At 52.6% G+C, this 25,775-nt stretch carries 28 protein-coding genes; 18 read left to right on the top strand and 10 right to left on the bottom strand.

The genetic code is table 11. From position 1 onward, the window contains the following. Window positions 1–42: 42 nt before the first annotated feature. Window positions 43–1,485, top strand: a complete 1,443-nt coding sequence (locus H144_RS0117200) for an aminotransferase-like domain-containing protein (RefSeq protein ID WP_019943335.1) — start codon at window positions 43–45, stop codon at window positions 1,483–1,485. Window position 1,486: 1 nt separating this feature from the next. On the opposite strand, the gene H144_RS32075 is transcribed toward H144_RS0117200, so the two are convergent. Next, entirely contained in the window at window positions 1,487–1,696 is a 210-nt protein-coding gene (locus tag H144_RS32075; RefSeq protein ID WP_157504798.1) for a type II toxin-antitoxin system PemK/MazF family toxin, read from the bottom strand. A gap of 173 nt (window positions 1,697–1,869) precedes the next feature. Between H144_RS32075 and H144_RS0117190 the strand changes: the two genes are divergently transcribed. Next, window positions 1,870–3,879, top strand: a complete 2,010-nt coding sequence (locus H144_RS0117190) for a heavy metal translocating P-type ATPase (RefSeq protein ID WP_026350769.1) — start codon at window positions 1,870–1,872, stop codon at window positions 3,877–3,879. A 310-nt stretch (window positions 3,880–4,189) separates the two neighbouring features. On the opposite strand, the gene H144_RS0117185 is transcribed toward H144_RS0117190, so the two are convergent. After that, complete coding sequence (locus tag H144_RS0117185) at window positions 4,190–4,474, bottom strand: hypothetical protein (protein WP_019943331.1); 285 nt, start codon at window positions 4,472–4,474, stop codon at window positions 4,190–4,192. A gap of 120 nt (window positions 4,475–4,594) precedes the next feature. Here H144_RS0117185 and H144_RS0117180 point away from each other — a divergent pair, with 120 nt between their 5' ends. Then, a complete protein-coding gene (locus H144_RS0117180; RefSeq protein WP_019943330.1) occupies window positions 4,595–4,963 on the top strand; it encodes a helix-turn-helix domain-containing protein in 369 nt (122 codons plus the stop codon). Here the strand turns inward: H144_RS0117180 and H144_RS0117175 are convergent. Continuing rightward, window positions 4,958–6,169 carry an MFS transporter gene (locus H144_RS0117175; protein WP_019943329.1) on the bottom strand — a complete coding sequence of 404 codons (1,212 nt, stop codon included), beginning with the start codon at window positions 6,167–6,169 and terminating at the stop codon, window positions 4,958–4,960. The two genes, H144_RS0117180 and H144_RS0117175, sit on opposite strands and share 6 nt — an antisense overlap. After that, window positions 6,166–7,635 carry a MocR-like pyridoxine biosynthesis transcription factor PdxR gene (gene pdxR / locus H144_RS0117170; RefSeq protein WP_019943328.1) on the bottom strand — a complete coding sequence of 490 codons (1,470 nt, stop codon included), beginning with the start codon at window positions 7,633–7,635 and terminating at the stop codon, window positions 6,166–6,168. The genes H144_RS0117175 and pdxR overlap by 4 nt, the downstream gene beginning before the upstream one ends. Before the next feature lie 80 nt (window positions 7,636–7,715). Here pdxR and H144_RS0117165 point away from each other — a divergent pair, with 80 nt between their 5' ends. The 3 genes from H144_RS0117165 (at window position 7,716) to H144_RS0117155 (ending at window position 9,642) form a co-directional block, all read left to right on the top strand. Then, window positions 7,716–8,345, top strand: a complete 630-nt coding sequence (locus tag H144_RS0117165) for a pyridoxamine 5'-phosphate oxidase family protein (protein ID WP_019943327.1) — start codon at window positions 7,716–7,718, stop codon at window positions 8,343–8,345. 80 nt (window positions 8,346–8,425) lie between these two features. Next, window positions 8,426–8,659 carry a hypothetical protein gene (locus H144_RS0117160; RefSeq protein ID WP_229207922.1) on the top strand — a complete coding sequence of 78 codons (234 nt, stop codon included), beginning with the start codon at window positions 8,426–8,428 and terminating at the stop codon, window positions 8,657–8,659. 113 nt (window positions 8,660–8,772) lie between these two features. Beyond that, a complete protein-coding gene (locus tag H144_RS0117155) occupies window positions 8,773–9,642 on the top strand; it encodes a tetratricopeptide repeat protein (protein ID WP_026350767.1) in 870 nt (289 codons plus the stop codon). A 78-nt stretch (window positions 9,643–9,720) separates the two neighbouring features. On the opposite strand, the gene H144_RS0117150 is transcribed toward H144_RS0117155, so the two are convergent. Beyond that, the gene (locus tag H144_RS0117150; RefSeq protein ID WP_019943324.1) at window positions 9,721–10,419 is read right to left on the bottom strand and encodes a class I SAM-dependent methyltransferase; all 699 of its coding nucleotides are present in this window, start codon (window positions 10,417–10,419) and stop codon (window positions 9,721–9,723) included. Between the two features lie 139 nt (window positions 10,420–10,558). Between H144_RS0117150 and H144_RS0117145 the strand changes: the two genes are divergently transcribed. Beyond that, a complete protein-coding gene (locus H144_RS0117145) occupies window positions 10,559–10,822 on the top strand; it encodes a hypothetical protein (protein ID WP_019943323.1) in 264 nt (87 codons plus the stop codon). 2 nt (window positions 10,823–10,824) lie between these two features. Here the strand turns inward: H144_RS0117145 and H144_RS0117140 are convergent, their stop codons facing one another. Then, window positions 10,825–11,319, bottom strand: coding sequence for a YceI family protein (locus H144_RS0117140; RefSeq protein WP_019943322.1), 495 nt, complete (start codon window positions 11,317–11,319; stop codon window positions 10,825–10,827). A gap of 50 nt (window positions 11,320–11,369) precedes the next feature. Continuing rightward, window positions 11,370–12,374 (bottom strand): helix-turn-helix domain-containing protein, encoded by a 1,005-nt coding sequence (locus H144_RS0117135; RefSeq protein ID WP_019943321.1) that lies wholly within the window; start codon window positions 12,372–12,374, stop codon window positions 11,370–11,372. Window positions 12,375–12,551: 177 nt separating this feature from the next. Between H144_RS0117135 and H144_RS0117130 the strand changes: the two genes are divergently transcribed. Continuing rightward, on the top strand, window positions 12,552–13,430 hold the full coding sequence (locus H144_RS0117130) for a c-type cytochrome (RefSeq protein WP_019943320.1): 879 nt from the start codon (window positions 12,552–12,554) through the stop codon (window positions 13,428–13,430). 73 nt (window positions 13,431–13,503) lie between these two features. Here the strand turns inward: H144_RS0117130 and H144_RS0117125 are convergent, their stop codons facing one another. Continuing rightward, on the bottom strand, window positions 13,504–14,349 hold the full coding sequence (locus tag H144_RS0117125) for a sulfurtransferase (protein ID WP_033402928.1): 846 nt from the start codon (window positions 14,347–14,349) through the stop codon (window positions 13,504–13,506). Between the two features lie 92 nt (window positions 14,350–14,441). Between H144_RS0117125 and H144_RS0117120 the strand changes: the two genes are divergently transcribed. The 5 genes from H144_RS0117120 to H144_RS0117100 all read left to right on the top strand — a co-directional run bounded on the left by H144_RS0117120 (window position 14,442) and on the right by H144_RS0117100 (window position 16,941). Then, window positions 14,442–14,795: a DUF6883 domain-containing protein gene (locus tag H144_RS0117120; protein WP_019943318.1), complete on the top strand. Its 354-nt coding sequence runs from the start codon at window positions 14,442–14,444 to the stop codon at window positions 14,793–14,795. Continuing rightward, the gene (locus tag H144_RS0117115; RefSeq protein ID WP_019943317.1) at window positions 14,792–15,031 is read left to right on the top strand and encodes a DUF4926 domain-containing protein; all 240 of its coding nucleotides are present in this window, start codon (window positions 14,792–14,794) and stop codon (window positions 15,029–15,031) included. The genes H144_RS0117120 and H144_RS0117115 overlap by 4 nt, the downstream gene beginning before the upstream one ends. Before the next feature lie 68 nt (window positions 15,032–15,099). Next, window positions 15,100–15,573 (top strand): RNA polymerase sigma factor, encoded by a 474-nt coding sequence (locus H144_RS0117110; RefSeq protein ID WP_019943316.1) that lies wholly within the window; start codon window positions 15,100–15,102, stop codon window positions 15,571–15,573. Next, window positions 15,570–16,109: a hypothetical protein gene (locus H144_RS0117105; RefSeq protein WP_019943315.1), complete on the top strand. Its 540-nt coding sequence runs from the start codon at window positions 15,570–15,572 to the stop codon at window positions 16,107–16,109. Before H144_RS0117110 ends, H144_RS0117105 begins: the two co-directional genes overlap by 4 nt. A 28-nt stretch (window positions 16,110–16,137) precedes the next feature. Next, window positions 16,138–16,941: a GNAT family N-acetyltransferase gene (locus H144_RS0117100; protein ID WP_019943314.1), complete on the top strand. Its 804-nt coding sequence runs from the start codon at window positions 16,138–16,140 to the stop codon at window positions 16,939–16,941. On the opposite strand, the gene H144_RS0117095 is transcribed toward H144_RS0117100, so the two are convergent. Further along, window positions 16,942–17,700 (bottom strand): thioredoxin-like domain-containing protein, encoded by a 759-nt coding sequence (locus H144_RS0117095; RefSeq protein ID WP_019943313.1) that lies wholly within the window; start codon window positions 17,698–17,700, stop codon window positions 16,942–16,944. A 135-nt stretch (window positions 17,701–17,835) separates the two neighbouring features. On the opposite strand from H144_RS0117095, the gene H144_RS0117090 reads away from it, so the two are divergent. The 3 genes from H144_RS0117090 (at window position 17,836) to H144_RS0117080 (ending at window position 22,519) form a co-directional block, all read left to right on the top strand. Continuing rightward, window positions 17,836–19,092 (top strand): putative DNA modification/repair radical SAM protein, encoded by a 1,257-nt coding sequence (locus H144_RS0117090; RefSeq protein ID WP_019943312.1) that lies wholly within the window; start codon window positions 17,836–17,838, stop codon window positions 19,090–19,092. Then, window positions 19,092–19,859, top strand: coding sequence for a TIGR03915 family putative DNA repair protein (locus tag H144_RS0117085; RefSeq protein ID WP_019943311.1), 768 nt, complete (start codon window positions 19,092–19,094; stop codon window positions 19,857–19,859). Before H144_RS0117090 ends, H144_RS0117085 begins: the two co-directional genes overlap by 1 nt. Before the next feature lie 146 nt (window positions 19,860–20,005). Further along, complete coding sequence (locus H144_RS0117080; RefSeq protein WP_019943310.1) at window positions 20,006–22,519, top strand: T9SS type A sorting domain-containing protein; 2,514 nt, start codon at window positions 20,006–20,008, stop codon at window positions 22,517–22,519. A 39-nt stretch (window positions 22,520–22,558) separates the two neighbouring features. On the opposite strand, the gene H144_RS0117075 is transcribed toward H144_RS0117080, so the two are convergent. Further along, window positions 22,559–24,376, bottom strand: a complete 1,818-nt coding sequence (locus tag H144_RS0117075) for a M61 family metallopeptidase (protein ID WP_019943309.1) — start codon at window positions 24,374–24,376, stop codon at window positions 22,559–22,561. Between the two features lie 135 nt (window positions 24,377–24,511). Between H144_RS0117075 and H144_RS0117070 the strand changes: the two genes are divergently transcribed. Together H144_RS0117070 and lspA are read left to right on the top strand one after the other, a co-directional pair. Further along, a complete protein-coding gene (locus tag H144_RS0117070) occupies window positions 24,512–25,201 on the top strand; it encodes a 3-keto-disaccharide hydrolase (RefSeq protein ID WP_019943308.1) in 690 nt (229 codons plus the stop codon). Next, window positions 25,201–25,713 (top strand): signal peptidase II, encoded by a 513-nt coding sequence (lspA, locus tag H144_RS0117065; protein WP_019943307.1) that lies wholly within the window; start codon window positions 25,201–25,203, stop codon window positions 25,711–25,713. The genes H144_RS0117070 and lspA overlap by 1 nt, the downstream gene beginning before the upstream one ends. Window positions 25,714–25,775 lie beyond the last annotated feature (62 nt).

Raw genomic sequence — 25,775 nt, 5'->3', positions numbered from 1 at the left:
CAGTTTTGTTAATTTTGAGCATAACAGATTGAAATAATAAAAATGATAGCCGAAGACCACGTCCGCGAAGATTTCCTTTATGCCCAAATCGCCGACAGGCTGATGGCGCAGATCGAAAAGGGGACATTGAAAGCAGGTGATAAATTGATTTCGCTCCGCGCGTTGAGCAAGGAACAAGGCATTAGTCTCAGTACGGCATTCAAGGCTTATGTGGAGCTGGAAAACAAGGGAATTATCGAAGCCCGGCCCAAATCGGGCTATTTTGTGCGTTTTTCTCCCCTAAATGCGCCGGAAAGGCTGCTCGCGCACGCGCAGGGGCCGCTGATACAGAAGGCGAATGTCGACGACATGATCCGGACGGTGTATAAAACGATGACGCACGAGCGGATTGTCCGGCTGTCGGTGGCGGCGCCTTCTTCCGAACTCATTCCCGAAGCGAAACTCAACAAGGCGATGATCGAGGCGCTGCGTAAAAGTCCGCACAGCTGCACGCAATACGAGGAAGTGCAGGGTAACCGGGCATTGCGGCAACAGATCGCGAAATATGCCTTCAACTGGAAAGGGAATGTGAGCGAGGACGATGTGGTGACGACGCAGGGCTGCATGGAAGCGCTCATTTTCTGCCTGAAAGCCGTCACCGAGCCCGGCGATACCGTCGCGATCGAAAACCCGATCTATTTCGGGATCTTCAATATTATGAAAAGCCTGGGCCTCAAAATCCTGGAAATCCCCTGCCATCCCGACGAAGGCGCGGACCTCGAATACCTGGAAAAGGCCCTGGAAACCGTGCCGGTGAGGGCTGTTCTTTTTGTGCCCAACTTTTCGAACCCTACCGGTGCCCTTATGCCTGACTACCGTAAAAAGCAGCTCGTCGAAATGCTGGCGGAGCGGCAAATCCCCCTGATCGAAGACGATATTTACGGGGAAATGTATTTCGGCAAGACCCGGCCGGGCACCTGTAAAAGTTATGATAAAAACGGCCTGGTGATGCTCTGCGGCTCCGTGTCGAAAACGCTCGCGCCAGGCTACCGCGTGGGTTGGTGCTTTCCGGGAAAATTCAAGGATAAAGTGCTGAGTACGAAGATCACCCATACTGTTTCCTCCGCTACGCCCACACATGCCGCCGTCGCCAACTTCTTCGAAACAGGCCGCTACGACCTGCATATGAGGCATTTACGAAAATCTTTGCATACACAATGCCTTCGCTACGTGCAGGCGATATCCGACTACTTCCCTGCGGACACGCGCGTGGTACGCCCGCAAGGCGGTTATGTCCTGTGGATCGAGCTCAACGCCGGCGTCAATGCATTCGAACTCTTCGAAACGGCCATCCAGGAAAGCATCAGCATCGCACCGGGCCAGATTTTCAGCACCGACGCCCGCTTCTCCAATTACATCCGCATCAGCTTCGGGGCACCGTACAACGCCTTGATTGATGCGGGTTTGAGGAAATTGGGAGAATTGATTGGCGGGATGATCCGGTAAATCAGGCGAAGAGTTTTCGGAGAACGCTAAGTACCTCCTGGGCCGTTGCGCCGTCGACCCGGCCGATTTTTCTCGTCAACCGCACTTTATCGATCGTTCTGAGCTGATCCAGGGCAATTTGACCGTCCTTGCCGTCGACGTGGCAGTTGATTCGCGTGGGATATTTCCGGAATGTCGACGTGAGCGGCGCCACGATCACCTTTGTTCGCACAAGTTAAGCATCTGACTCCTAATCAAAACCACACGCAACAATATTGCAATTAGCTGATTTTCAGCACCTGTAACCCTGTTGCATGGCTTTGTAACCTACCTTTGTAATGATTGAACGGTGGTTCTGAACAAGTACCCGGCAATCGATGATTACGCATTCTGAATGATTGGATTATGAAACCCGACGAAAAAGCCTCCACCCATCAACACCACGATGAATGCTGCGCGCATGACAAGCCCCACGCGCACAACGGGCATCCGCACGCACACACCGATGATCACGACCATGACCATGATCACGACCACGGCGATCACAGCCACGGCAATGCCGACGCAAGCATATTAAAAAGCCGCTGGATGATGTGGCTCAGCCTCGCAATACTGGCTGTATTTCTCGTTGTTACGTATATTTTCAACATCAAAATCCCACGTCCCGCCGAGATCGTCATGATGCTCGCTGCCTATGTCCTGGCCGGGAATAAAACGGTGGCGCTGGCATTCCGGAAGGCTGCGAGGGGCGATTTTTTCAATGAATTTACCCTAATGACGATCGCGACTTTCGGTGCATTCTACATCGGTGAATTCAGCGAGGGCGTGGCGGTGATGATTTTCTACGAAATCGGGGAGCTTTTTCAGGACATTGCCGTAAGCCGCTCGAAACGGTCCATCAAAGCATTGCTCGACATCCGGCCCGACACAGTGACGGTCCTGCGAGACGACAAACCGCAGCAGGTAACACCCGACACTGTGCAGATCGGCGAAACGATCCTCGTCAAAGCGGGAGAAAAGGTGGCGCTCGACGGTACAATGCATTCGGAATCAGGCATTTTCAATACAGCCGCACTCACCGGCGAGCCAAAGCCGCAGGTCATCGGGCAGGGACAAAATGTACTAGCGGGGATGATCGCCATTGAAAAGTCGGTGGAAGTGAAAGTGAATGCGCTTTTCAGGGATTCGAAACTGTCGCGCATACTGGACATGGTGCAGGAAGCGAGCGCCCGCAAAGCCCCTACCCAATTGCTGATCAGTCGCCTCGCACGCATTTACACACCGGCCGTTTTCCTGCTGGCATTGCTGATCATTTTGGTACCGGCGCTTTTTGTGAACCCCTACGATTTCGATCAGTGGCTCTACCGCGGCATGGTTTTTCTCGTGATCGCCTGCCCCTGCGCGCTCACGATCTCGATCCCGCTCGGCTATTTCGGAGGCATCGGATTGGCTTCGCGAAACGGTATCCTGGTGAAAGGAGCTAATTTTCTCGACATTATCACTAAAATCGACACCGTGGTTTCCGATAAAACCGGTACGCTCACGAAGGGTGTCTTTCAGGTCCAAAAAGTGGAAGCGGTCGGCGATCAGCGCGAGTTGGTGCAACTGGCGGCTTCGCTGGAAAGCTACTCGACCCACCCCGTCGCGAAGGCTGTCGTCGAATATGCGGGGAATTCGACGCTGGACAAACCGGCAAACGCCGAAGAAATCGCCGGGCACGGGTTGAAAGGCACGGTGAATGGCAGGGCAATACTTGCCGGAAACACAAAACTGCTTGATAAATATGCAGTTACTTACCCGGAAGCACTTAAAGAAATAGTCGAAACAATGGTCGTTGTAGCCATCGACGGGGCATACGCCGGCCATTTTGTGATCGCCGACGCCGTGAAAGAGGACGCAGCAACGGCTATTTCGGAATTGAATAAGCTAGGCATCACGACGATCATGCTTTCGGGCGACAAGGAGGCCGTGGTAAAAAAAGTCGCGCGGGAGCTGGGCATTGCGCAAAGTTACGGCGGCCTGCTGCCGGAAGAAAAGGTCGCCATTGTGCAAAAACTGAAAGACGAGGGCAAGCATATTGCGTTCGTGGGCGACGGCGTGAACGACGCACCCGTGATCGCGCTCGCGGACGCGGGGATCGCCATGGGCGCACTAGGCTCGGACGCGACCATCGAAACGGCCGACATCGTGATCCAGAACGACCAGCCGTCGCGCATTGCCTCGGCGGTGAAGATTGGAAAGATCACCAAATCCGTCGTGTATCAAAACATTTCGCTCGCAATGGGCGTCAAAATAGCCGTTATGGCCCTGGGCGCCGGCGGCATGGCTACGCTCTGGGAAGCGGTCTTTGCCGATGTCGGCGTGGCGCTCCTTGCGATTTTGAATGCGTATCGGATTCAGGGAAAGCAGATATAACGACAGGGCTCGCGGTCACGCAGCGATCATCAGATCAGCGTGTCCACGCCTATATTAACGCATCACCCTATACGCAAAATTTAACCTACAATATTTGCAGCCCACGGCAAAGCAAAAAAGCGTTTTCAAAAAGCAAAAACATATTAAGGGTTCAGAAAAACTGAACCCCCAATACCAACTTTCATCAGACTTCCACTCCGGCACGAGCACCGAAATGGAAACCCAACATCATTATTTACCCACACTTCACCTATTCCGAAACCTTTTTCAAGCTCCGGGGAATAAGTGAAACATACCGGTAAATAATTCTCTAAACGACTGAAACCGGCGTGATGCCAGCTACCTTTTCCAGGGCGACCGTGACGCGCTCGATGCGGTCGACATTGCCACGGCTATTGTCCGAAACTGCCTGAGCGACTGACGTTAAGTAGTCGCCGCCGAGCTTGGTGTTGAAAAACGGATCGGCATTCGCGAGCACGCCGCGCCAACCTTTGCCCACAATGTTTCGGGATTTCATGAACCTGATCAACAGGCGTTCTTTGATGGAAAGTCCACCAAACTCGGCGACGCGAGCTTGTAGTTCGATATTCATCATGTAGTGTGCCGTTAAAAATTTGTAATTTGCGGTTTACGATAAGTACATCAATTACGCATATTCAAAAGTACAGATTACTTATTACAAAGTCAAGTTTTTTTATATTAAAACTACTAAGTAATGTCAATTGTTGGCGAACGCATTAAAAAATACCGCGAATTGAAGGGCTGGAACCAGCATAAGCTGGCGAAGGCATTGAAAAAATCCGGCAAGGCAGTGATCTCAAACTGGGAAACCGGCAGGAATGACCCCTCGTTGGCGGAGCTTCGCATGATGGCCGAAATCTTCGAAACCTCGGTAGCGCAACTCGTCGGCGAAGCGCCCATGCTCGAAGAACCGAGAGAGCAATATATCATGATCAGGAAGGACGACCTGATCGACCTCCAGCGCAAAGCGCTCGAATTGGAAGCCGACCGCATCAATACCCTCAGAGGACAACTGGAAGATGCCCGCAAACCCGAAGAGCCAGGCGACCCGGCCGAATCATAATGCCAGGTTCCGCTGAAATAACGAACGGAACCCCAGTGCGCAAACACAGCTGATCACAATCAGCAGGACCCACAAAGCACTGTAACCCCAGTTTCCGGCCACATATGCGCCCATAACCGGGCCGATAATCTGCGCCACCGCCTGCGACACAGAGTAGGCTGCCGAATACTTTCCGCGGTTCAGGTCGCTGGCCCGGTTCATGACAAATGTGCTCAAATACGGAAATGCGAGCATTTCGCCCGTCGTGAACAGGACAACCGTCGCAATGGCCAGCACCACCGGCAGGGCATACGGCACCACCAATGCCAGGAAGGCCACCGCGCTGAAAAGCGGTCCGGACACCATATAGAAGTAGTCGGGCTTGCGATTGGCGAGGTTTTGGACCAGCAGCATTTCAAACAAGGCGATGATAAGCCCGTTCATACCCAGCAGAATCCCGATCGTGGACTCGCCGATGCCCATTTCCTCCTTCCAATACACCGGCACAAGCCGGAACACGACCACGAAACACAACATATATAATGTAACCATCACCAGGAACCGGACAAAGAATGCATCGCGCCATGGCGAGCCGGTGCTGGCGTTGGAAGTGTCGGTCAGGTCGCGTTGGGTAATGTGTTTTCTTTTAGGAAGTAACATAATGATGAGCAGGCCGGCCAGCACATATACTATACCGTCAACCCAGAAAAGCAGATGATAATTGATCGCCGCGAGCAGCCCTCCCACTCCCGTGCCGAAGCCAAAGCCGATATTGGTAGCCAGGCGGTTGAGCGCATAGGAACGAATGAGGTTTTCCTGTGACGAATAGGCGGCAATCGCCGTCTGATTGGCGGGTTTGAAAGCCTCTACGAAGAAACTGAGCACGACAATCAGCCCGCAAAGCAACGCAAAGTCGGTCACGAAGCCGAAAAGGACAAAAAATCCGCCGCTCAAAACCAGGCTGCCGATCTGCACCGGCTGGAAACCCAGCTTGTCGGTGAGGTAGCCGCCGGCCATGGCACCCAGTACAGAGCCCACGCCGAACAGGGTGATGATCAGTCCCGCGTCCTCGATGCTGCGGTGCAGGCTTTGCGTAATGTACATACTCATAAAAGGCACGGCCATGTACCCGCACCGGTTCACCAGTATCACCGCGCTCAGCAACCACGTTTCCCGGCTCAGCCCGCTGAACGACGTCCGGTAAGCACCAATAACTTTCCTGATCATAACAAATTTTTCAAAATCGTGACACTCTCTTCGAGCTCCCCCGGATCAGAAGAAGCGAAACCAAGGCGTATATAGTTCCTGAACGGCGGCGGATACCCGGCAACTTTTCCATTGGAGAAGTACAAATCCTTCTGAGCGGCCCTTTCCGCCAGTTTCGGGATGTCGATCGCCGGGTCGAAACTGGTCCACACAGCCATCCCGCCATCGGGTACTTCGAACCGGACGTGGTCCTGCAATTCACTTTTCAATAATTCACAGAACAAGTCGCGGCGCTGCTTGTACACCCGCACCGATTTCCGCAAATGCCGCTGAATTACCCCCGTTTGCAGCAGCTCGGCAATGGCATTTTCGAGCATGGTATCGCCCTGCCGGTCGATAATGCGACGTAGCGAGGCCAGCTGCGCGATCACATCCTCAGGCCCGACCAGGTAGCCAATGCGGAATGCCGGCGAGATCGTTTTCGTGAAAGAGCCGCAATACAGCACCATTCCGGCACGGTCGGCGCCGAAAAGCGGCAGCAATGGCTTGCTCAGGTAATGGAAATCGTAGTCGTAATCATCCTCAAAAATCACAAAACCGTATTGCTCAGCCAGTTTAAGCAGCTTGATCCGCCGGTCGGGGCGCAGCGCAACGGCGGTCGGATATTGGTGATGCGATGTGACGTAAACCATCCGGATCGGCTGCTTTTCGCAGATTTCTTCCAATGCATCCACCACCATACCATGCTCATCCACAGGAACTTCGCATACGCGCGCGCCGGCTTGCGTGACGTTCATCGCAGCCCCGAACCAGCCGGGCGAGTCGATTGCCACGTAATCGCCGGGTTTCACCAGGCTGGTCACAGTGAGGTACATCCCATTAATCACACCTCTCACAATGAGGATGTTAGCCGGCGAAGTTTTCAATCCGCGTGTTTCATTCAAATGCGCGGACAGCTCCTGCCTGAGCCAGCTGGTACCGCTCGTTTCACCGTAGCCGAGCCTCGTGTACGCATTCCCGTGCAGGAGCTGGCTCCGGTACGCACGCGAGAGGTCATCGAGCGGTGCCAGCCTGGGATCGGGAAAACCGTCGTCCAGGTGCAGCCGCCAGCCCGCTTTCAATATGGGTTTGTCCAGGTGAGGCGGCCTATCGAACTGAAATCCTGCTTTTTTCAACGGATCTTTATCCGAAGTTTCTTTCACCGGTAACGGCAGCGGCCGTATTTCGGGCAGATGTTTGGCTACGAAAGTGCCATTACCCGTCTGGCTTTCAAGCCATCCCTGGGCCAGCAATTCGTCGTAGGCCTGCACCACCGTGCGGCGATGTACTTTCAGAATAGCCGCCAATTGCCGGGTGCTCAGTAGCCGGTAACCCGATTGCAGCGTCCCGTCCTTGATGAGCGACATCAGCTGATTCGCAATTTGAATGTATACCGGCTGCTTCCCGCCCTTTTCGGGGGTGATCAGGGTGGAAAGGACATTCATCATAATTGGACTACCACTATTTAAAACATTGGATTAAAGCGATAGGCCAATTAAGTCATAATTTTGAAGAAAAACAAAGCGTCATGAACACACCACCACCCTATCTGGTCCCGAGCCGTCTGGCCAAACGTACACATTATGAGCACGAAACGATCTGCTCGATCCTCGACGAAGCACTGTTTTGCACTATTAGCTATGCCGTGGACAACCGCCCGTTCTCCATTCCGACGGCGTTTGTCCGCTATGAAGACAAAATTTACATTCACGGCTCGGTCGGAAGCCATTTTATCCGGGAAATCGAGAAGGGCATTCCGGTTTGTATTTCCGTGATGCTGACGGATTCGCTGGTGGTGGCGAAGTCGGCGTTCAGCCATTCGGTCAATTACCGCTCGGTGATTATTTTTTCCAAAGCGGAGAAAGTGGAAGATGTGGAGACGAAAAGAGCTGCATTTGAATGGCTTACGAATAAAATTGTCCCGAACAGCTGGGAATACCTGCGCCCGATGACGGACAGCGAAGTGCGTAAAACCACGGCCCTCGCCTTCTCGTTCGACGAGGCTTCCGCCAAAATGCGTGACGGCATGCCGAAAGACGAGCCGGAAGACCTCGAATTACCGATCTGGTCGGGACTGATCCCTTTGCAAACCCGGCGCGGGGAGCCTCTGGCCGACGAAACGAGCAGAAATATCGCGCTGCCGCAACATTTGAGGTAACCGCGTGCAACCCTGGGACCGGTTTGAGCATCTTTCGGGCAAAATTCACCTGCAATATCTTCACCCAAATGTTGCACTTCATGTCAGGAAAGGAAATATTCGACCGGTACCAGCTGGCTGCGCTCAAAAACGGACTTGGTTCGCATGAGTTCAATTACGGCAATGTCCTGTACCAGGCGCTGCGGATCGAAGGGGAAGAAAAAATCTTCAAACTGCTTGAACTGGCGGAAAATACGGGTAAGCGCATTGCGCTGGCCTATTCCGTACCCAATAACGAAAACGGCACGGAACCGAACATCGTAGTCCTGGTGTGACGGTGCTCCCACCATTCACACAGGTTTTTGGATCAAACACGCATTACTCTTTTGATTTGCAAGCCGCGGTAGCGAATTTTGGCATCATTAAAATGCCGCATTTTGCAAACTATATGGAATTTCTTGTCGTAATCGCCCTGGCGGGCTATATTTTCTACCTCCGCAACTACGCAGACCTTCGCACACCCAGCGAAAAAGAAGCAGCCGCCCTCGCCGACGGCATCGCATTGTACAATAGCGGGGAAATACAGCAAGCCCTGGAATATTTCGACGCCAGAATCCGGCTGAAACCCAAATCAGGCATTGCTTACCTCTACCGCGGACTATGTCAAAAAAGCATGGGTAACGCCGAAGCCGCATTGCACGATATCCGCACCGGCCTCAGCTATGACGATCAGGTATATACTCTTCATCTCGAACTCGGCAAAATTATGATGGAGCAGGGCAAAACGGAAAACGCATTGGCCGCATTCGACCGGGCGGTGAGCATTTCGGAAGAGCAAAGCGCAGCGCCCTACGAATGGCGGGCGAGAGCGCTCTCGCTACTGGGCCGCGAAACGGAAGCACAGCGCGATCTGCAACATGAAAAAGTACTTAGGGAGCTTTTGAAAGCCAATCCTTCACCGCGTTCGGCGGCGAAAACGCCATTCTTCGATAAGAGGCTGGCAATCAATATGGGGATGATCATCATGACGAGCGCGCTGCTCGTGTACGTGATCAAAAATGCGGAAAGCATTCATTTGCCGTATCTTGTGGCGGTTGTTGCCGCCATTTCAATCGGCTTCGTGGAGCCGTACAAAGGCTGGCTGCTGGCCGTTATGCAATGTATTTTAATGTTGGCGGGCTATTTTTTGTTCACTTCGCCACCGGAAGACGGCGCCCGGCAGGAGCTGGAAAATTTCAGCTTGTACGGCGCGATGGTCCTCACTTTCGCGGCGAGTTTCCTCGGCGGATTTTTGAAAAGGGCAATCAATATGAAATAACGGCGCTTCGCGCCTGTATAAGTAAAAAAGCGCAATCCGATGCGGATTGCGCTTTTGCATTCATCTATACTTCCAAAATTATTTTGCCAGAACAAGGAGCGAAAACCCTCCTACCGCTTTGACGGCCAGCTCCGGATTGACGGTGTACAGCACCTTCCGGAACGAATTGACCATTTTACCATTGAAATTATGCCTTCCGTAGTTCAGTTCGAGTTCGGAAAGGGTGTAAAACCAGTCGACCACTTCCAGGCCGCAGTCTTTTAACGTATTGATGGCCATTTCGCGGGTGAAATGGTGGATGTGGCCTACCGACTGACGCAGTTTCATTAAATGCCCGGTGAATGCGGCCAGTGCGGAAAAGTCGAGCGGAATGTGGTAAATCTTGTATTCGGCATGTTTCGCGCTCTCGCGGATAAACCCGAAATAATCTTCCACGTGCTCAAAAACGTCAATCATGAGCATGAGGTCGAACTTCTCGTTAGTTTGCAAAAGGTCCTCGTTAAAAAAATGCAGGCGCGGTTTTTCCCGCTGCTTGCAAAACTCATAGGCATCCGGAGAAATGTCATAGCCGTAAAGCTGCACGTTTTTGTCTTCCCAACGTTCGTGCAACTGATTCAGGATTTCACCCGCACCACAGCCGATTTCGACAATGGATTTGGGATGCAGGTTATTCTTTTTCAGCATTTTAATCACCTGAGTCGTCTTCCACGGCGAGTCTTCGATGTGCCAGCTGGGGTTTGCGCTCAGGTAATCGGATGAAGCATTTACATAATCCATAGTCCTGATTTGAGTTTTCTATTCAAAATTGAGTTTTTCAAAGAAAAGCAAAGTAGTCAATCCGGAAAAGCTACCGGTTACCAAATGATTAAAATACCTGGCTCAGTTATTGTAAGGTAATTTTAAAAATCTGATTCCCATGCCTACCGACGAAAGAAAACAGCAACTCGAAGATAAGATCCTGGCCAAACGCCAGCAGATCGAGTTTGAAAGGACAAACCTGGAAGAGACGATCGCTTTCTCGCCGGAGAACCGCGAGAACCCGGAAGTGATGGAAGAAACGAAAAATTTCGACGACCCTGCGCGGAATGTCGTGGATAGTGCCGACATGCAGGCGCTCAGAACGGCGGAGGACGACCTGCGCGAGCTGCTGCGGCAGCTGGAACAAATGCAGAAAGATTGATTTTATTCCAAACCGAGCACCGGCACTGTCACCTCTACGGCGGTGGAATCCGATTCCTTGCCATTCACCTTCCCGATGCCGAAATCTCCGCGGTTGACCTTGAATTTGCCGTAGAATGAGTGCTTGCCGTCCGCTTTGCGGAATGCGAATGGAATAGCGATTTCCTTCACAATGCCATGCAGCGCCAGGTCGCCTCGTACGACAAAACCGGTGTCCGCCCGGTTCACCGATTTCGATGAGAAGGTAATATGGGGGTACTTTTCAGCGTCGAACCATTTCTCGCTTCTGGCGTGCTTGTTTTTGAGTTCGATCCCCGTATCGATCGATGCCACATCTACCGATACCTCGAAGCGTGATTCTTCGGGATAGGCTGGATCGAAGCGGATTTTGCCTTCCATTTTGCCAAACGTCCCATGAGCATATTTGCCGTCGAACCGGATTTGATAACCTTCTGCAATGCGCCACTCCATCATGAGCACAAAACAGAATGAACTCATTATCAGTAAACTGATCATTGTTAAATACTTTCTCATTGTCATTTTAATGCTTATGCCGACATGCGGGATGCGCGGATTGACGATGGGTTGACCCCTCGAAACTTTTTGAATGCGATAGAGAAATGCTGCGCGTGCTCATAGCCAAGCAGCTCGGAGACTTCCTCGATCGAACGCGACGAATCGAGCAAAAGCTGCTCCGCATAACGCATACGCAACCCGCGCAGGTAGCCGAACACCGTCGTGCCGAACAGCTCTTTGAAGCCTTTTTTAACTTTAAACTCATTCAGCAGACAAATGCGCGACAGCTCCGCGAGCGAATGTTCTTCGAGGAAATGCGCGTCGAGGAAATGTTTCAAATGATGCAGCTTATCGGCATCGCCGGTCGAAACCGCCGTTACCTTCTCTTCCACACCCCTGAACTGACCGATCTGCAAGGCGAGTAATTCCAGCACTTTGGACTGGACGATCAGGTTACGCATCGATCCGGTGAATTGGCATTGCTTCACTTCCCGGATCAGCGCCTGCATTTGCGCCGTGTTGGGACCGGTACCGGGCATTCCGGCAAATGGCCTGTTAAACAGCAAATTCTCCTGCACACGTTCGCTCCAACGGTCGTCACAGCCGAGGATGTGTGAAAAATAAGCCTTGTCGAGACTGATATGGAACATTTCGAGCCGGTCCCCGGCAGCAACGCGATTGGTATCGCCTCCTTCCGGCGAAAACACGAGGTTATGCCGTCCCGGCCTCATATTCAGGTCGCGCCCCAGCCCTTCGAACGTCGTATCCAGGTTGCCGGATAGCTGGAAATTGATATTGACCGTGTCTACCGGCGAGCTGTCGTGTAATACGACGTCGTCATCCGATACCCAATGCAAATTCATGACATGCACGTGGGGAAAGAGGAAATTCCTGAACCGCATTTCCCCCACCCTCGGATATGCGAGCGTGAGCACATCCCACGGGTTCGCCGCGCCATTACCCGCACTGACCGACTGCGGATCGGGAACAGGATTGAAATTGAGCACATCGGCGGAATGGATAACGGTGGCGGCCATGGGACGATTTTTGATTGATTGTACCCCAAAAATACGCCCGCGCGCACTTCCGAACTGCCTGTTTCTGAGTGAACGGCCCCATTAATCGACAAAATCCGTTCGTCGTAGTTTTTAATCCGTTTTGCGTAGGCGAACGAAGCGGGGCGAGGCGCAATTTTGCCGGAAAAACAAGACGCCATGATCAGAAAAATTTTAAAATGGACAGGAATCGTCCTCGCCGCCGTCGCATTGGTCGCAACCGGCACCTACCTGTTTATGTCCTTTTCGATGAAAAACCGGATGGACAAAACTTACAAGTTCGAAAATGAAACCATTGACATTGCCGCCGACAGCGCCGCGCTCGCGCGGGGAAAGCATCTGGTGGCCATTAAAGGCTGCCAGGATTGCCACGGTACTGATCTGCAAGGTAAGGTGATGAACGACGACGGCGCAATAGGCCGACTTGTGGCGAGCAACCTTACCAACGGGAAGGGCGGCCTGCCGGTCGACTACAAGACTGCGGACTGGCTGATGGCGCTCCGCCACGGCGTGCATCAGGACGGGAAACCACTGCTTTTCATGCCTTCGCACGAAACGACGTTGCTCTCGCAGCAGGACATGGCCGCGTTAATAGCCTATTGCAGCCAGATTCCCGACGTGGACAACGTCCTGCCTGGCAACGACCTCGGCCCGATTGCCGTCGTGATGAGTTATTTAGGTAAAATGCCCCTCCTGTCAGTAGAAAAAATCGATCATAACCGCCCGATGGTTGCTGTGGCCGATTCGACGGAGGGTGTTGCGCAGGGAAAATATCTGGCGGTGTCGTGCTCCGGGTGCCACCGCGAGAATTTCAAAGGCGGCGAGCCGCTAGCGCCCGGATTTCCGCCGGTGCCGGACATTACATCGTCGGGCCATGTCGGTAAATGGACGAAGGAGCAATTCCTGGCTACCCTCACTTCGGGAAAAACGCCGGAAGGTCATGTATTGAAAAATGAAGATATGCCGTGGAAAATGACGGCGCAATACACGCGCTCGGAACTTTCCTCACTGTACCAGTACTTACAATCCATTCAGTAGTTAAAAAGCGTGGCGCCGATCGCCGGAGACATTTGCCCTACGATCGACGCCACGCAATATTTGCCAGGCAAATTTATTCCTGTTCTTCGCCCGTTGCGATGGGCCGCTCGCTGCGCGACCATTCGCTCCACGAGCCCACGTACAGGCTAGCGCCATGCAGGCCGGCTTCCGCCAATGCGAGCAGCGTGTGGCAGGCCGTAACGCCAGAGCCGCAATGCACAATCACCTTGCGCGGGTCTTTGTCGGCTAATGCTTCCTTATACTTCGCGGCCAGCTCCGACGGCGGCATGAAATCGCCCTTACCGTCGAGGTTCGACGTGTACGGGATATTCACCGCACCGGGGATATGTCCCGCCACGAGGTCGATCGGCTCGCTTTCTCCCAGGTAGCGATAATGCTCGCGCACGTCGATCACCATCGAATCGGGATCCGCGGCTGCCAACGCCACATCGTCGGCATCCACGAGCGGCATTTGCCAGCCTTTGATCGGATATTCTTCCAATGTGTGCAGCGAGGCGGCCTTTTGCGTCAGTTGAATGCCCGCCTCGACGATCGCATCGAGCCCGCCACTGACGACGTACACCTTTTCATGGCCGGCCGCTTTTAGCATCCACCAGAACCGCGCCGCGGCATTGGCGCCTTTTTTATCATCATACACTACAACGGTCGATTCGGGACTAATGCCCAAAACGCCCAGAAACCGCCCGAAATCCTCCGGTTTCGGCAACGGGTGCCGCCCGCCGAGGGCCGCATCGTCTGCCTTTTCCGACAAATCCGTTTCGAGGTCCACAAACTGTGCATTGGCCAAATGCGCCTGGTTGTAGCGTTCCAGCGCATCGATCCCTCCCCGCGCATCAATCACGATCGGGTCCTCGCTCGCAAGAATGGTTTTAAGCTGGTCTGTTGTAATGATATTCATAGTGATACCTTTTTGAAAAAACTTTGGTAAAGAAAGTGACTTTTCGGGAAAATCAGCGTCTAAATGATCGATACCCATAACATTCGCACGCTATGATGATAACTATCCTCCCAAATTGCTCGCAAGCAATTGTACCGCTTCGTAAAGTAGAAGATTATCTACTCAATTTTACCCACCGGCAAGGTAAATCAAAAGCCCTGTTTTTTAGTAAATTTGGTTATTCGCGTTCAAATAGCCGGCAACTTGTTGAAGCGCTGCGGGAATTTGCATGCGATAGTTTGGTAATTGAAATCGAACAAAAGTTGCCGTTTGGCGTTAGAATGACCACCGAAGGTCGATTGCGTACGCCGGATTCACGAAACCCCAGCGTCCGCATAGGCTGGTTTTTCGATGAGTTCCAAAGCATTCCCCGATTGATAACCGTCATTCCCAAAAAATCGAAATGAAAGAGCTGGATATCATCGTTTTGACAGAGGATTTACCTGAGCTGGATTTGAAAGCCGGTGATCTTGGCACAATTGTGCTGGCTCATGCAAGAAATGCGGCCTTTGAAGTTGAATTCTGTACGCTCGACGGCATGACAGTCGCGGTGGAAACGCTCCTTCCCCACCAGATCCGCGCGATAAACGGGGGCGAAATAGCCCACGCCCGAAAATTACCCGACCTTCTTCATCCCAATTAATCCATAAAATTGATGAGGTTGTAAGTTTTTCCCAATCCCCGCAACCTATTGGGAAAGATTTGATTTTTATGGAGGAAATTTTTCTTGAAACGATTGGCGAGCATCAGCGGATCATTCACAAAATCAGCCGGATGTACCGGAATTCCCGGGAGGACCAGCAGGACCTTTTTCAGGAGATCGTATACCAGCTCTGGCGTGCTTTCCCTGCCTTCCGGCACGAAGCGAAGGTGACGACCTGGATTTACCGCATCGCATTGAACACCGCGATGGCCTCCTACCGCAAACGCCAGCCCGCCATTGCATTAACCGAGCATCCGCCCGACCTCCCCGATGCCGAAACACCGGTCACCGATCGGGAAGAATGGCTTTTCCGCGCATTACGCACCCTTAGCGAGTCCGAGCGGGCACTGGTTTCGCTCTATCTCGAAGATTACTCCTACACCGAAATCGCTTCAATTACTGGCATTTCCGAAAATTATGTCGGCGTGAAGCTCCATCGGATCAAAGAAAAACTAAAAACGCTAACCACGAAAATCCTATGAATATCGACGACCTCAAATCAGAATGGCAGCGTGCAGGTGCAGAACCGCATTCGGAACAGGAACTCGCAATGATGACCCGCGTTCGCAACCATCCTACCCTTCGAGGGCTCCGCATCAAGTTCGTAACTGAAATAGCCGCGCTTACCGCGTTCCTCCTGCTCTACTACGATGGGTTCGATGGCGCTCAAAAACCGATGATTATTAATGTTTTACTGATTTTCAGCATCACGTTATATGTTACAACGAATGCATTAGGCTACGCTCAAATCCAAAACCCGCGCGTTTCCGGCAACATTCGTGAGGCGCTCGCACGCCGGGTGCAGTCTTTAAAACGGATGGCTGCGTTGTCGCTGGGATCATCCGTCGTATATGCGTTGGCGCTGGTGGCTTTTCTTACCTATCAAATAGAATTCAATCAACGTAAATACATCATTTTGAGCGGATTAGTCATTGGATTTATACTCCTTTTTTATTACTCTCTGATCAGCTGGCGAAGAAAAATCAGCCACTTCGAAGCAATGCAAGCAGATTTTTGAGATTTTAGCAGGATTAACAATCCGTGCCATGATCTACCAGGAATTTACACAAGACGACATTGCGCATTTGCCGGCGCTTGAACCCGAGGGTTGGGGCGATATTCGTCCCCGGTTTGAATACTTTTTGAAATCCGACTGCTGCAAACCCATTAAGATCGAGGAAGATGGGCGCCCCGTCGCCGTCGGAGCAGCTATTTTTCATGCTGATACCGCATGGCTTGCCTGCATTATCACCCACGGCGAATACCGCAACCGGGGACTTGGCAGCGCCATTACCCGTGGCCTGATCAGCAGCATCGACCCGAACCGGTACCATACCATCTATCTGGATGCCACGGAGTTCGGCTACCCGGTCTATCTGAAACAGGGCTTCGAGGTGGAAGGCCAGTATGCACATTTGAAACGCGAGGAGCCGAGCCCGCATTTGGGGCAGAATGCGCTGATACGCCCTTTTTCCGAGGATTTTCGCGAGACTGCCTTCGCGCTGGACCAGATGGTTTCAGGCGAAGACCGGCGGGGCGTCATGGCCGGGTTTCTGGCCGATTCCTTTGTATATGTTGCCGAAAATGGGCATTTGCAGGGCGTCTACCTCCCATCGTGGAGCGATGGGCCCATTGTTGCCGCGAACGACACGGCCGGGCACGCGCTCATGGCCTTGCGCTCGCAGGCGAGGCCGGTTTCCATTCTGCCGCTGGATAATGCGGCCGGGCTGCAATTTTTACAGGAAAGCGGCTACCATATGTATAAAACTTCCCGCCGCATGCTGCTCGGTAAGCGTCGAACCTGGCATCCCCGCCATCTTTATAACCGCATCAGCGGCGCATTGGGCTGATTACCGCAAAACCAGTTCGCTGATCTTCGAAAATTCGGTATGAGGCGCCATCGCGCGGATAATGCCTTTCCGATCGACGAGGATAAAATAGGGCGTTTCGCTGATCTTGTATCGATGATTGAAGCCGTAGGATTCCGGAACGGGAATGAAACCGCAGTTCCGTTTCGGGATCGCTTCGAGGCATTCTTCCTCCGTATTCAGCGTCGTGCCGAGGGAAACGATATCGACGCCCCGCTTCTTGTTTTCATCGATAAACTGAGAAATAACCTTCGTGCTCGCTAATGTATAAAGCGGCTTTTCGTAGCGCACCCAAAAACCCAGCAGGATATATTTCCCCCGCAATTTCTCCGAATCGTATTCCCGCCCGTCGAGCCCGCGCATGACGAATGGCGCAATGGGCTCCCCTATTTCGGGCATCAGATCGGGATTGTTCATCACCGAGCCGTCGGCCTGGACGTGCAGCTGGCTTCTCTTGATCACCTCGAACGACGAGGCTTTGCCGTATTTGTCGAAAACGGGCTGCGTTTTGTATTGACCCGGATTGCGTTTGAGCATATTATCGTATGCTTCATAGCTGATGCGCCTGCCGGTGGCATGATCGATGATCGGCGAGTCGCGGTTCATGACGAACTGCTGGCTTACTTTTCCGTTATAGCGGGTCACCTTGGGTTCGTCGGACTGGCAATACGCTGAAAATCTGGCGAATCCGACGATCGCCAACAGGCTCAGGAAAAATTTACGCGCGCGGCTCACAAACATTCTGCCTCAAAAGATTGTATTAGTATCAAAGATATGATATTTTCATGCACAAATAATCATTCGGTGCAACCTCCTAATAACTGGTAATCACCGTTCGATATTTTAGGCAAATTTAACTAATTGCAAAAAACGGATATGTACGAGCGGATTCGGGAGAAGTTGGGGATTCTGGCGGACGCTGCTAAATACGATGTTTCGTGCTCGTCGAGCGGCAGCAACCGGAAAAATGAGAACAAGGGAATCGGGGACGCGGAAGGAACGGGGATCTGCCATACGTACACCGAGGACGGCCGGTGCGTGTCGCTGCTGAAAATCCTGCTGACCAATCATTGCATTTTCGACTGCGCATTCTGCGTGTCGAGGCGCAGCAACGATATTAAGCGGGCGGCATTTACGGTGGAGGAAGTGGTGGAACTGACGATGAATTTTTACCGGCGTAACTATATTGAAGGGCTGTTCCTGAGTTCGGGTATTTTCAAAAATGCCGATTATACGATGGAAAGGCTTGTCCGCATTGTGAAAAAGCTGCGGGAAGAAGAGCGTTTCAACGGATATATCCATTTGAAAACCATCCCCGGCGCAAGCGAGGAATTGCTGCACGAAGCGGGCCTTTATGCCGACAGGATGAGTATTAACCTCGAAATGCCGACTGAACGGGGCTTGAAACTTCTGGCTCCTGAAAAATCGCACGCCGAGGTGGAAAAGCCCCTGGATTACATTCAGAACAGCATTACAAAATTCGAAAGCGAGAAGGCGCTCATCAAAAGCGTCCCGAAATTTGTTCCGGCCGGGCAGAGTACGCAGATCGTCGTGGGCGCCACGCCGGAATCGGACAAGGAGATTTTGTACACGGCCAACACCTTTTATCAGAACTTTTCCCTCAAACGCGTTTATTACTCCGGCTACATTCCGATCAGTTATGACGCCCGCTTGCCGATTATAGGCTCACAGCCACCATTAATCCGCGAAAACCGGCTTTATCAGGCCGACTGGCTCATGCGGTTTTATGGTTTCAAAGTGCAGGAGATTTTGAATGACCTCCATCCCAATCTCGATGCGGACGTGGACCCGAAGCTCAGCTGGGCATTGCGTAACCTCGACCAGTTCCCGGTTGACATTAATACAGGCGATTACCATATGATCCTCCGCGTGCCGGGGATTGGTGTGGCGTCGGCATTGAAAATCGTTCAGGCGCGCAAATTCGGGCGGTTGTACGAAAACCATTTGCGGAAACTGGGCATCGCATTTCGCAGGGCACGGCATTTTATCCGGTATGCCGACAGCCCCATGCAGCTTAAAGATTACGAAGCGGGGCATATCAAGGGTGTAATCCTGGCCGAAAGCAAAAGCAAGTACCAGGCCAACCCGCATAATCAGTTGTCGCTATTCTGATGGAGTTATATATTTTCGACGGGTCGCTGGAAGGATTGCTGACGGCCGTTTTTGAATGCTACCAGCGTAAATCGCAGGTAGTGAAGCTGGTGAGTGAGGCGCATTATGTTCCCGATGTGTTCGATGCGGGCCATCGCGTGGTGTCCGATTTTGAGAAGGGCAAACGGGTTTGGAAAGGGCTTTGCCATAAACTGGATAAGGAGTGGCAGCTGCGGTTTTACAAGTCATTTCTGTCCGAACAGCCGGAGATATTTCAGCATTTGCTGCAATTTGCCCGTTATATCATCGACCAGCCGGCCGGCGCCTCGGAGAATTTTGCCCATCCGGACGTGCTCGCCATTTCGCAAATGGCCCAGAAAGTGCACCGCGAAAAACACCGTATGGAGGCATTTGTACGCTTTCAAAAAACGGCCGACGGTATTTACTACGCCCATATCGAGCCGGACTTCGATGTGCTTCCCCTCCTGCCGGAACATTTCCAGAACCGATACGCCGATCAGCGCTGGATTATTTATGATTTGAAAAGGAGCTACGGCTTATATTACGACCTGGATAAAACGGAAGAGATCGACCTGGATACGGCACCGCAAATGTCCATTGTGAATGCGCTTCCGGCCGATCTGCTGGACTCGAAAGAGGAGCTTTACAGCCTGCTCTGGCAGGATTACTTCAAGACCACCAACATTCCTGCGCGCAAGAACATGCGCCTGCACGTGCGTCATGTCCCGCGGCGCTACTGGAAATATCTTTCCGAGAAGCAGGGCTAATTGGTTCGTTCTCAATTATTTTTTCATCGGCCGCCACGGTTTAGTGAACGGCTGGTGTCATTGGAAAATGTAGACAATTCAAGTTTCAATTGTCTTTTCCAACGATCCTGTTGGAAGGTCCAATCATCCACATTTTCCAGCATGCTATGAAAACTTTTACGTTCGTTATCGGCTTTTTGCTCTCAGCGATTGCCTCGTTCGCTGCCGTTCCCGCCAACGGCAATGCAGTGTCCACAGCTGCCGTGTCCACGGCGGCCGTATCCACGGGGGCCATATCCACGGGGGCCGTATCCACGGGGGCCAGCTCTACCGCTGATCTTGTTACCACCGGAAACCGTCCGGCAGTAGCTTCGGTGCCATTTGTTCAATGTTTTGAAGCGGAAGAAAGCAGTGGCGACGGGCCTCTTTCCTCCGACTCCAATGCTTCCAATGGCGGGACCCGCGGCAAACGGGATTCATTGAATTACTATACCACGTACGCGGCCTATGTTCCCACCACGGCGAGGTACCAGGTGAAGCTCCGGTATTATGCGGAGCGGAATTCGTGGGTAAATGTATCGGTCAATAACGGACAGCCTGTCCAGGTAGAATTGCCGGCCTCACATTCGTGGAATATTGTGGCCATCGAGCATACGTTTGAACTGAATTTAACGAAAGACCTCAACTTCGTTACGATCACGGAACTTCCGGGATACGACGTCAGGCATGACAAGGCGTGCTTCACGGAAATCCCCGGCACAGAATGGGAAGTAACCTGCGACTACCAGGTGAATCCCCGGGTAGTGGGCAATTTGCCGATTTTCCAACCCGGACAAACAGTGACGCTCGACGCCCAATGCTCCGGCAATGACTGTGGCGCCACATCTATGGCCTGGTTCGGCGATAACTTCAACATGGTCGGTGAAGAAGTATCTTTCCCCGCTCCTGCCACACCAGGCGATTACACCTACCGGCTGGTGGCGTTCAGAAGCGGCTGTTCCAATGTAATAGACGTCAACGTGACCATCCGGGTGCAGACCACACCGGCAGAATGCGACTACATTGTCGGCTCGATCGTGAGTGATTACACGCCCTCGTGCGGGCAGGGCGTATCCGTGAGCGCGGACTGCTTCGGCACCGGCTGTCCCGGCCTGACCTACACCTGGACAGGCCCCGGCCTCAACGCCACGGGAAGTACCGTCAATTTTTACGCCCCTACGCAGAACGGAACTTATACCTACACCCGAACGAGCTCCAAACCCGGCTGTGCCGATAAGACCAGTGATTTTCAGTTGACCATCACCGATTGCAGCAGCGGCGGCACGCCTTTCCAGGCATGCATTGAATCCGAAAACGCCGGCGGTACCGGCCCGATTACCGAAGATCCGAATGCATCCGGCGGTAAGACGCGTGGCGAAAGGGACCGTTCCGATTACACGGTGTCTTACACGATCCCGGGCGTGCAGGTAGAGGGCCCGCATGCGGTGACATTCCGGTATTATGCCGAGGCCAACACGGCCGTGAATGTGCAGATAAACGACGAACTTACCCCGTACAAAATTGAGCTGCCCGCTTCGGGTTCCTGGAATGTCGTTTGGACGGAACGCTCCATCGTTTTTGCATTGAAAAAAGGTACGAATACCATTGTCGTGAAAGGAATACCGGGCTACGCGCCAGTGCGGCACGATAAAATATGCATTGTTCAAATGCCGGGTACGACGCCTTCCTGCGATTTCAATGTGACAACGAGCGCCTCGACGCCTAACCCTGCATGCGGCAGCAATTTCACGATGACGGGCAATTGTGCAGGCGGCGATTGCGGATCGGTGTATTATAACTGGTACGGCGACAATGGTTTTGCGCGGTATACCCAAACGATTGACGTGACGGCGCCGTCTTCCAACGGCACTTACACGGTTTCGCTCGTCGTCGGCAAGGATGGCTGTGCGCAAAAGATCGTTCCGGTTTCCTACCAGGTAACGAACTGCTTCGGACCGGGCGGGGAAACGGCGGCCTGCGTCGAAGCGGAGCATTCTGAGAGCAATAGCCCCGAATCACCCGATCCGAATGCTTCGAATGGCCTAACCCGTGGTTATCAGAACAACTACGATTATTATGTAGACTATAAGCTGAACAATTTCGCGGCCAGTCAATACCCGGTCAGGCTCCGCTATTATGCCGAACAAAATGCGCGTGTGAGCGTATCGGTCAATGGAACGATCGTTAACCCCGACGTACACCTTCCTGCCACCTACTCGTGGAATATCGTCGCGCGGGAACAAACTTTCTGGGTAACCCTCGCGGCGGGCCAGAACACCATCCGTATCCAGGGCTTGCCGGGCGTTCCTGTTCGCCAGGATAAGATCTGCGTCGGCGATGCGCAAAGCAATGCGAGAATGGCGGCACCGGAGTTCACCCAGGCACAGACCGAACCCGCGCTGTTCACTTTCCCTAACCCCGCTCCCGGCGAGTTCAAGGCGGTATTTCAGCTCGACGCCGGCAAGCTGGCCACCATCCGCGTGACGGACGTGCATGGCAAAGTGTGGCATACACAAGCCGTGAAAGGGAAAGGAAGGCACGAAGAACGCATCCGGCTGAGTAATGCGCCGTCGGGCATTTATCTCTTGCAGGTGAAAAAACCCGATTCGGTAGAGACGAAAAAGGTATTGCTCACACACTAAATGCAAAAAAGCGGTTGCCTATCACAGGCAACCGCTTTTTTACTGCCATTTGCTCCCGAGCCAGGCCTTTCGGAAGGCCTGCATTTCGGCGGTTACCGATTTGCCGGCCTGCTCGTAGGTGACAACTTGCAAACGCGGGTTTTCGATCAGTTTCAGCATGGCTGTTTTTGTATCGTCGCGATGCTTGTACTCGATGGCTATCTCGTCGCCGGGTTTGTGTGCATGCAAAACCGAACGCAGGTCGTCGTTTCTGCTGACGCTCCTGCCGTCTACTTTCACTATTTCGTCATCGATGTCCAGCCCGGCCGTGTAAAGCGGGCTGCCGATAATCGTGTTGGCGGTGATGGTCAGCCCAGCGCCTTCCTTATAAAACATATCCCCGATCCACGCCTGCCCTTCAAATTGTTTTCTGACTTGCAAACCGGCCTTCGCGAGCAGCGGCGTGTAGTCGATCGGTTCGTGGCCGTTGATGTACCTGGCGAAAAATTGCTGCCCAAATGCTTTGTTCTTGGTATAACTTTCCAATACGGCTTGCAGATCTGCCACATTGTAGGCAATTTCCGGCTTGCCATGCTTCGCCCAGACGGCCTTCATAAAATCGTCGAGATTCAGTCCCATTCCCCGTAGTTGCAGGTCCAATGCCAGCGCGATCGCCGCTCCGTAAGGATAGTAAGATGTGTAGGTATTGGGATAATTCGTTTTATCGACGGCAACGCCCGCATCGACAAACACGGCATTGCTACTGGCCTCAACAGGCGAAATGCGCTGCGCCCCGGCCGTGTTCGACTTGGTATAAACGAGCGAGCTCAGCGTCTGGCAATATTCTTCAATGGAATCAAAACCGGCGCGTTCGAGCAGCAGCTCACCATAATATTGGGTAAAACCTTCGGCGAACCAGAGCTCGAAACTCATATTGCTCTTTTCGAAATTGAACGGTTCCAGCGTTTTCGGGCGAATGCGCTCTACGTTCCAGGTATGGAAAAACTCGTGTGAAAATACGCCGAGCAGGTTACTGGAACCATTGAATGCTACGGGAAGCGCGATCATCGTACTGTTGCGGTGCTCCATGCCGTCGCCTTTCACGTACGGGTTAATGCTCGCAAGGAAGGTGTAGCTGCCACTATCGAATGCCGGAAACTCCCCGAAAACCATGCGCGCTTCTTCGGTAATGCGTTTCACTTTCCCGGCAAATGCCGTCGCAAGCGAGTCGCTGCCCGTTGCTTCCAATGCAAGCCGGAACTGCGACGGCTTACCATCTGCATTGGGAACGGTCCATTCCTTCATATTCAGCTTACCAATTTTCACGGGCGAATCCATGAAATATTGCAGGTCCGGCGCCGTAAATACCCGGGCGTCCTTTGTCGCGTTGAGCTGTGTGGCAATGGTCCAGGAATTGTCCTTGGGCAGGTTAAACCGCACTTCCATGGGTGATTTTTCCAAACCTTTTACCCACAGGAATGTCGCCGGCATATTCAGCTGTACGCTGTTCTGGTCGATGCCCGCATAAGTACCATCGGCGTGATTGGCATACAATGTGTACTCGATTTTGACAAAACCGTTCACACCCGAAATTTTGTACACATCCCCATCCACGCGCTCGACGGTCACCCGCTTCCCTGCCTTGTCGAAAGCGGCGACATCATAAATATTCTTTCCGAACTCATGCGTGGCGTACCTGCCCGGCGATGAGCGCGACATCCTGAACAGCAGCTCATGCTGCGGGGCATCGGAAACAGTTAACGCAATGCGGGCTTCGTGATGGACGATGTTCGGGAAGGAAACATCATAATGGAGCGTCTGGGCGAAGACTTGCGAACATAACAAAGGCGAAGCGACCCATCCGGCCAGTTTTTTCATGTGATTTCAAATGATAATATGCCCAAATTAAGCCTTTCAGCCAACATTTGAAGCGCCGATACACCGACTAAGCCGATTATTGATTAATTTTTCCGGTTCAAATCCCATTAAAACTTCAAATAGTATCGACCGTACATGAAGAAACTCTTCCTGACCCTGGCGCTGGCCGCCGCTATTTCGTCACAGTATGCATATAGTCAAACCAAATCGCTTTTCAATGGCAAAGACCTGAAAGGCTGGCACATCGATGTGCCTGAAATGGACAAAAACCCGAAGGCGATCAATCCGTTCATAGTGCGGAACGGCCTGCTTGTGAGCCTCGGCGAGCCGGGCGGGCATTTGATCACCGATGCGCAGTACGACAATTTCCGCTTCACATTCAACTACCGTTTCGCCGGGAAACCGGGCAATTGCGGCGCGCTGGTATTCGTTTCAAAGCCGCGCGATTTGTATGAAATGTTTCCCAAATCCATTGAAATACAACTTATGAACCAGAATGCAGGTGATTTCTGGTGCATTCAGGAGGACATTGTCGTGCCCGACATGGAAAAACGCCGCGGGCCAAAGGACAAATGGGGCGTCAACGGCGACAAGCTGCGCCGCATTCCCAACCTGACCGACGGTACGGAAAAGCCGCTGGGAGAATGGAATTCGATGGTGATAGAATGTGTTAAGAATTCAATTAAAGTGTGGCTCAACGGCGTACTTGTCAACTACGGCTACGACGCGACGGCCTCGAAGGGGCAGATCGCATTGCAGTCGGAGGGCTCCGAAGTCGAGTTCAAAGATGTTAAACTGACGCCTATTAAGGCATTATCCAAATAATGAGTATCCAATCAAACCGCCTTTTCAGGAACATTGCCATTATCGTGCTGCTGGTCGCTAATATCGGGTGTGACCAGATATCCAAAAGCGTGGTACGGGAAAATGTGGGCTTTTACCAGACGATCCACGTCATACGCGACTATGTTACCATCACTTATGTCGAAAACACAGGCGCGTTTCTGAGCATCGGCAGCTCCCTGCCGGGTGGGTTGAAGATCTTCATTCTATCGGTGATCCCGCTGATCGCGCTGCTTTTCGGGGTCATTTATTTACTGACGAAAAAAAACCTTACCTGGCTGAGTGCGCTCGCGCTGAGTTTCGCGATAGGGGGCGGCATCGGTAACATTTACGATCGCCTCGTCCACGGCTCGGTCACCGATTTCATGCACATCAATTTCGGCCTGTTCCAAACAGGTATCTTCAACATGGCCGACGTGTCGATCATGACGGGGATGTTCATATTTCTATATCAATCATACAGCAGGCAAAAGTCCCGTTTGCCGGGGTATTGACGCATTGCCAGGAGGCCCGCCGTGGGCATTCAAGCAAAAAGGGATTTCCGACAGCCGGAAAT

Source organism: Dyadobacter beijingensis DSM 21582 (assembly GCF_000382205.1).
Taxonomy (GTDB): Bacteria; Bacteroidota; Bacteroidia; order Cytophagales; family Spirosomataceae; genus Dyadobacter; species Dyadobacter beijingensis.
Note: the sequence above shows the minus strand (reverse complement) of the source record. Positions and strands in the feature narration are given on the sequence as shown.

Excerpts from the sequence above, each read along its gene's own strand:
- H144_RS0117200 (WP_019943335.1), top strand. The coding sequence starts at position 43 with ATGATAGCCGAAGACCACGTCCGCGAAGATTTCCTTTATGCCCAAATC.
- H144_RS0117190 (WP_026350769.1), top strand. The coding sequence starts at position 1,870 with ATGAAACCCGACGAAAAAGCCTCCACCCATCAACACCACGATGAATGC.
- H144_RS0117185 (WP_019943331.1), bottom strand. The coding sequence starts at position 4,474 with ATGATGAATATCGAACTACAAGCTCGCGTCGCCGAGTTTGGTGGACTT.
- H144_RS0117180 (WP_019943330.1), top strand. The coding sequence starts at position 4,595 with ATGTCAATTGTTGGCGAACGCATTAAAAAATACCGCGAATTGAAGGGC.
- H144_RS0117175 (WP_019943329.1), bottom strand. The coding sequence starts at position 6,169 with ATGATCAGGAAAGTTATTGGTGCTTACCGGACGTCGTTCAGCGGGCTG.
- pdxR (WP_019943328.1), bottom strand. The coding sequence starts at position 7,635 with ATGATGAATGTCCTTTCCACCCTGATCACCCCCGAAAAGGGCGGGAAG.
- H144_RS0117165 (WP_019943327.1), top strand. The coding sequence starts at position 7,716 with ATGAACACACCACCACCCTATCTGGTCCCGAGCCGTCTGGCCAAACGT.
- H144_RS0117160 (WP_229207922.1), top strand. The coding sequence starts at position 8,426 with ATGTCAGGAAAGGAAATATTCGACCGGTACCAGCTGGCTGCGCTCAAA.
- H144_RS0117155 (WP_026350767.1), top strand. The coding sequence starts at position 8,773 with ATGGAATTTCTTGTCGTAATCGCCCTGGCGGGCTATATTTTCTACCTC.
- H144_RS0117150 (WP_019943324.1), bottom strand. The coding sequence starts at position 10,419 with ATGGATTATGTAAATGCTTCATCCGATTACCTGAGCGCAAACCCCAGC.
- H144_RS0117145 (WP_019943323.1), top strand. The coding sequence starts at position 10,559 with ATGCCTACCGACGAAAGAAAACAGCAACTCGAAGATAAGATCCTGGCC.
- H144_RS0117140 (WP_019943322.1), bottom strand. The coding sequence starts at position 11,319 with ATGAGTTCATTCTGTTTTGTGCTCATGATGGAGTGGCGCATTGCAGAA.
- H144_RS0117135 (WP_019943321.1), bottom strand. The coding sequence starts at position 12,374 with ATGGCCGCCACCGTTATCCATTCCGCCGATGTGCTCAATTTCAATCCT.
- H144_RS0117130 (WP_019943320.1), top strand. The coding sequence starts at position 12,552 with ATGATCAGAAAAATTTTAAAATGGACAGGAATCGTCCTCGCCGCCGTC.
- H144_RS0117125 (WP_033402928.1), bottom strand. The coding sequence starts at position 14,349 with ATGAATATCATTACAACAGACCAGCTTAAAACCATTCTTGCGAGCGAG.
- H144_RS0117120 (WP_019943318.1), top strand. The coding sequence starts at position 14,442 with ATGATGATAACTATCCTCCCAAATTGCTCGCAAGCAATTGTACCGCTT.
- H144_RS0117115 (WP_019943317.1), top strand. The coding sequence starts at position 14,792 with ATGAAAGAGCTGGATATCATCGTTTTGACAGAGGATTTACCTGAGCTG.
- H144_RS0117110 (WP_019943316.1), top strand. The coding sequence starts at position 15,100 with ATGGAGGAAATTTTTCTTGAAACGATTGGCGAGCATCAGCGGATCATT.
- H144_RS0117105 (WP_019943315.1), top strand. The coding sequence starts at position 15,570 with ATGAATATCGACGACCTCAAATCAGAATGGCAGCGTGCAGGTGCAGAA.
- H144_RS0117100 (WP_019943314.1), top strand. The coding sequence starts at position 16,138 with ATGATCTACCAGGAATTTACACAAGACGACATTGCGCATTTGCCGGCG.
- H144_RS0117095 (WP_019943313.1), bottom strand. The coding sequence starts at position 17,700 with ATGTTTGTGAGCCGCGCGCGTAAATTTTTCCTGAGCCTGTTGGCGATC.
- H144_RS0117090 (WP_019943312.1), top strand. The coding sequence starts at position 17,836 with ATGTACGAGCGGATTCGGGAGAAGTTGGGGATTCTGGCGGACGCTGCT.
- H144_RS0117085 (WP_019943311.1), top strand. The coding sequence starts at position 19,092 with ATGGAGTTATATATTTTCGACGGGTCGCTGGAAGGATTGCTGACGGCC.
- H144_RS0117080 (WP_019943310.1), top strand. The coding sequence starts at position 20,006 with ATGAAAACTTTTACGTTCGTTATCGGCTTTTTGCTCTCAGCGATTGCC.
- H144_RS0117075 (WP_019943309.1), bottom strand. The coding sequence starts at position 24,376 with ATGAAAAAACTGGCCGGATGGGTCGCTTCGCCTTTGTTATGTTCGCAA.
- H144_RS0117070 (WP_019943308.1), top strand. The coding sequence starts at position 24,512 with ATGAAGAAACTCTTCCTGACCCTGGCGCTGGCCGCCGCTATTTCGTCA.
- lspA (WP_019943307.1), top strand. The coding sequence starts at position 25,201 with ATGAGTATCCAATCAAACCGCCTTTTCAGGAACATTGCCATTATCGTG.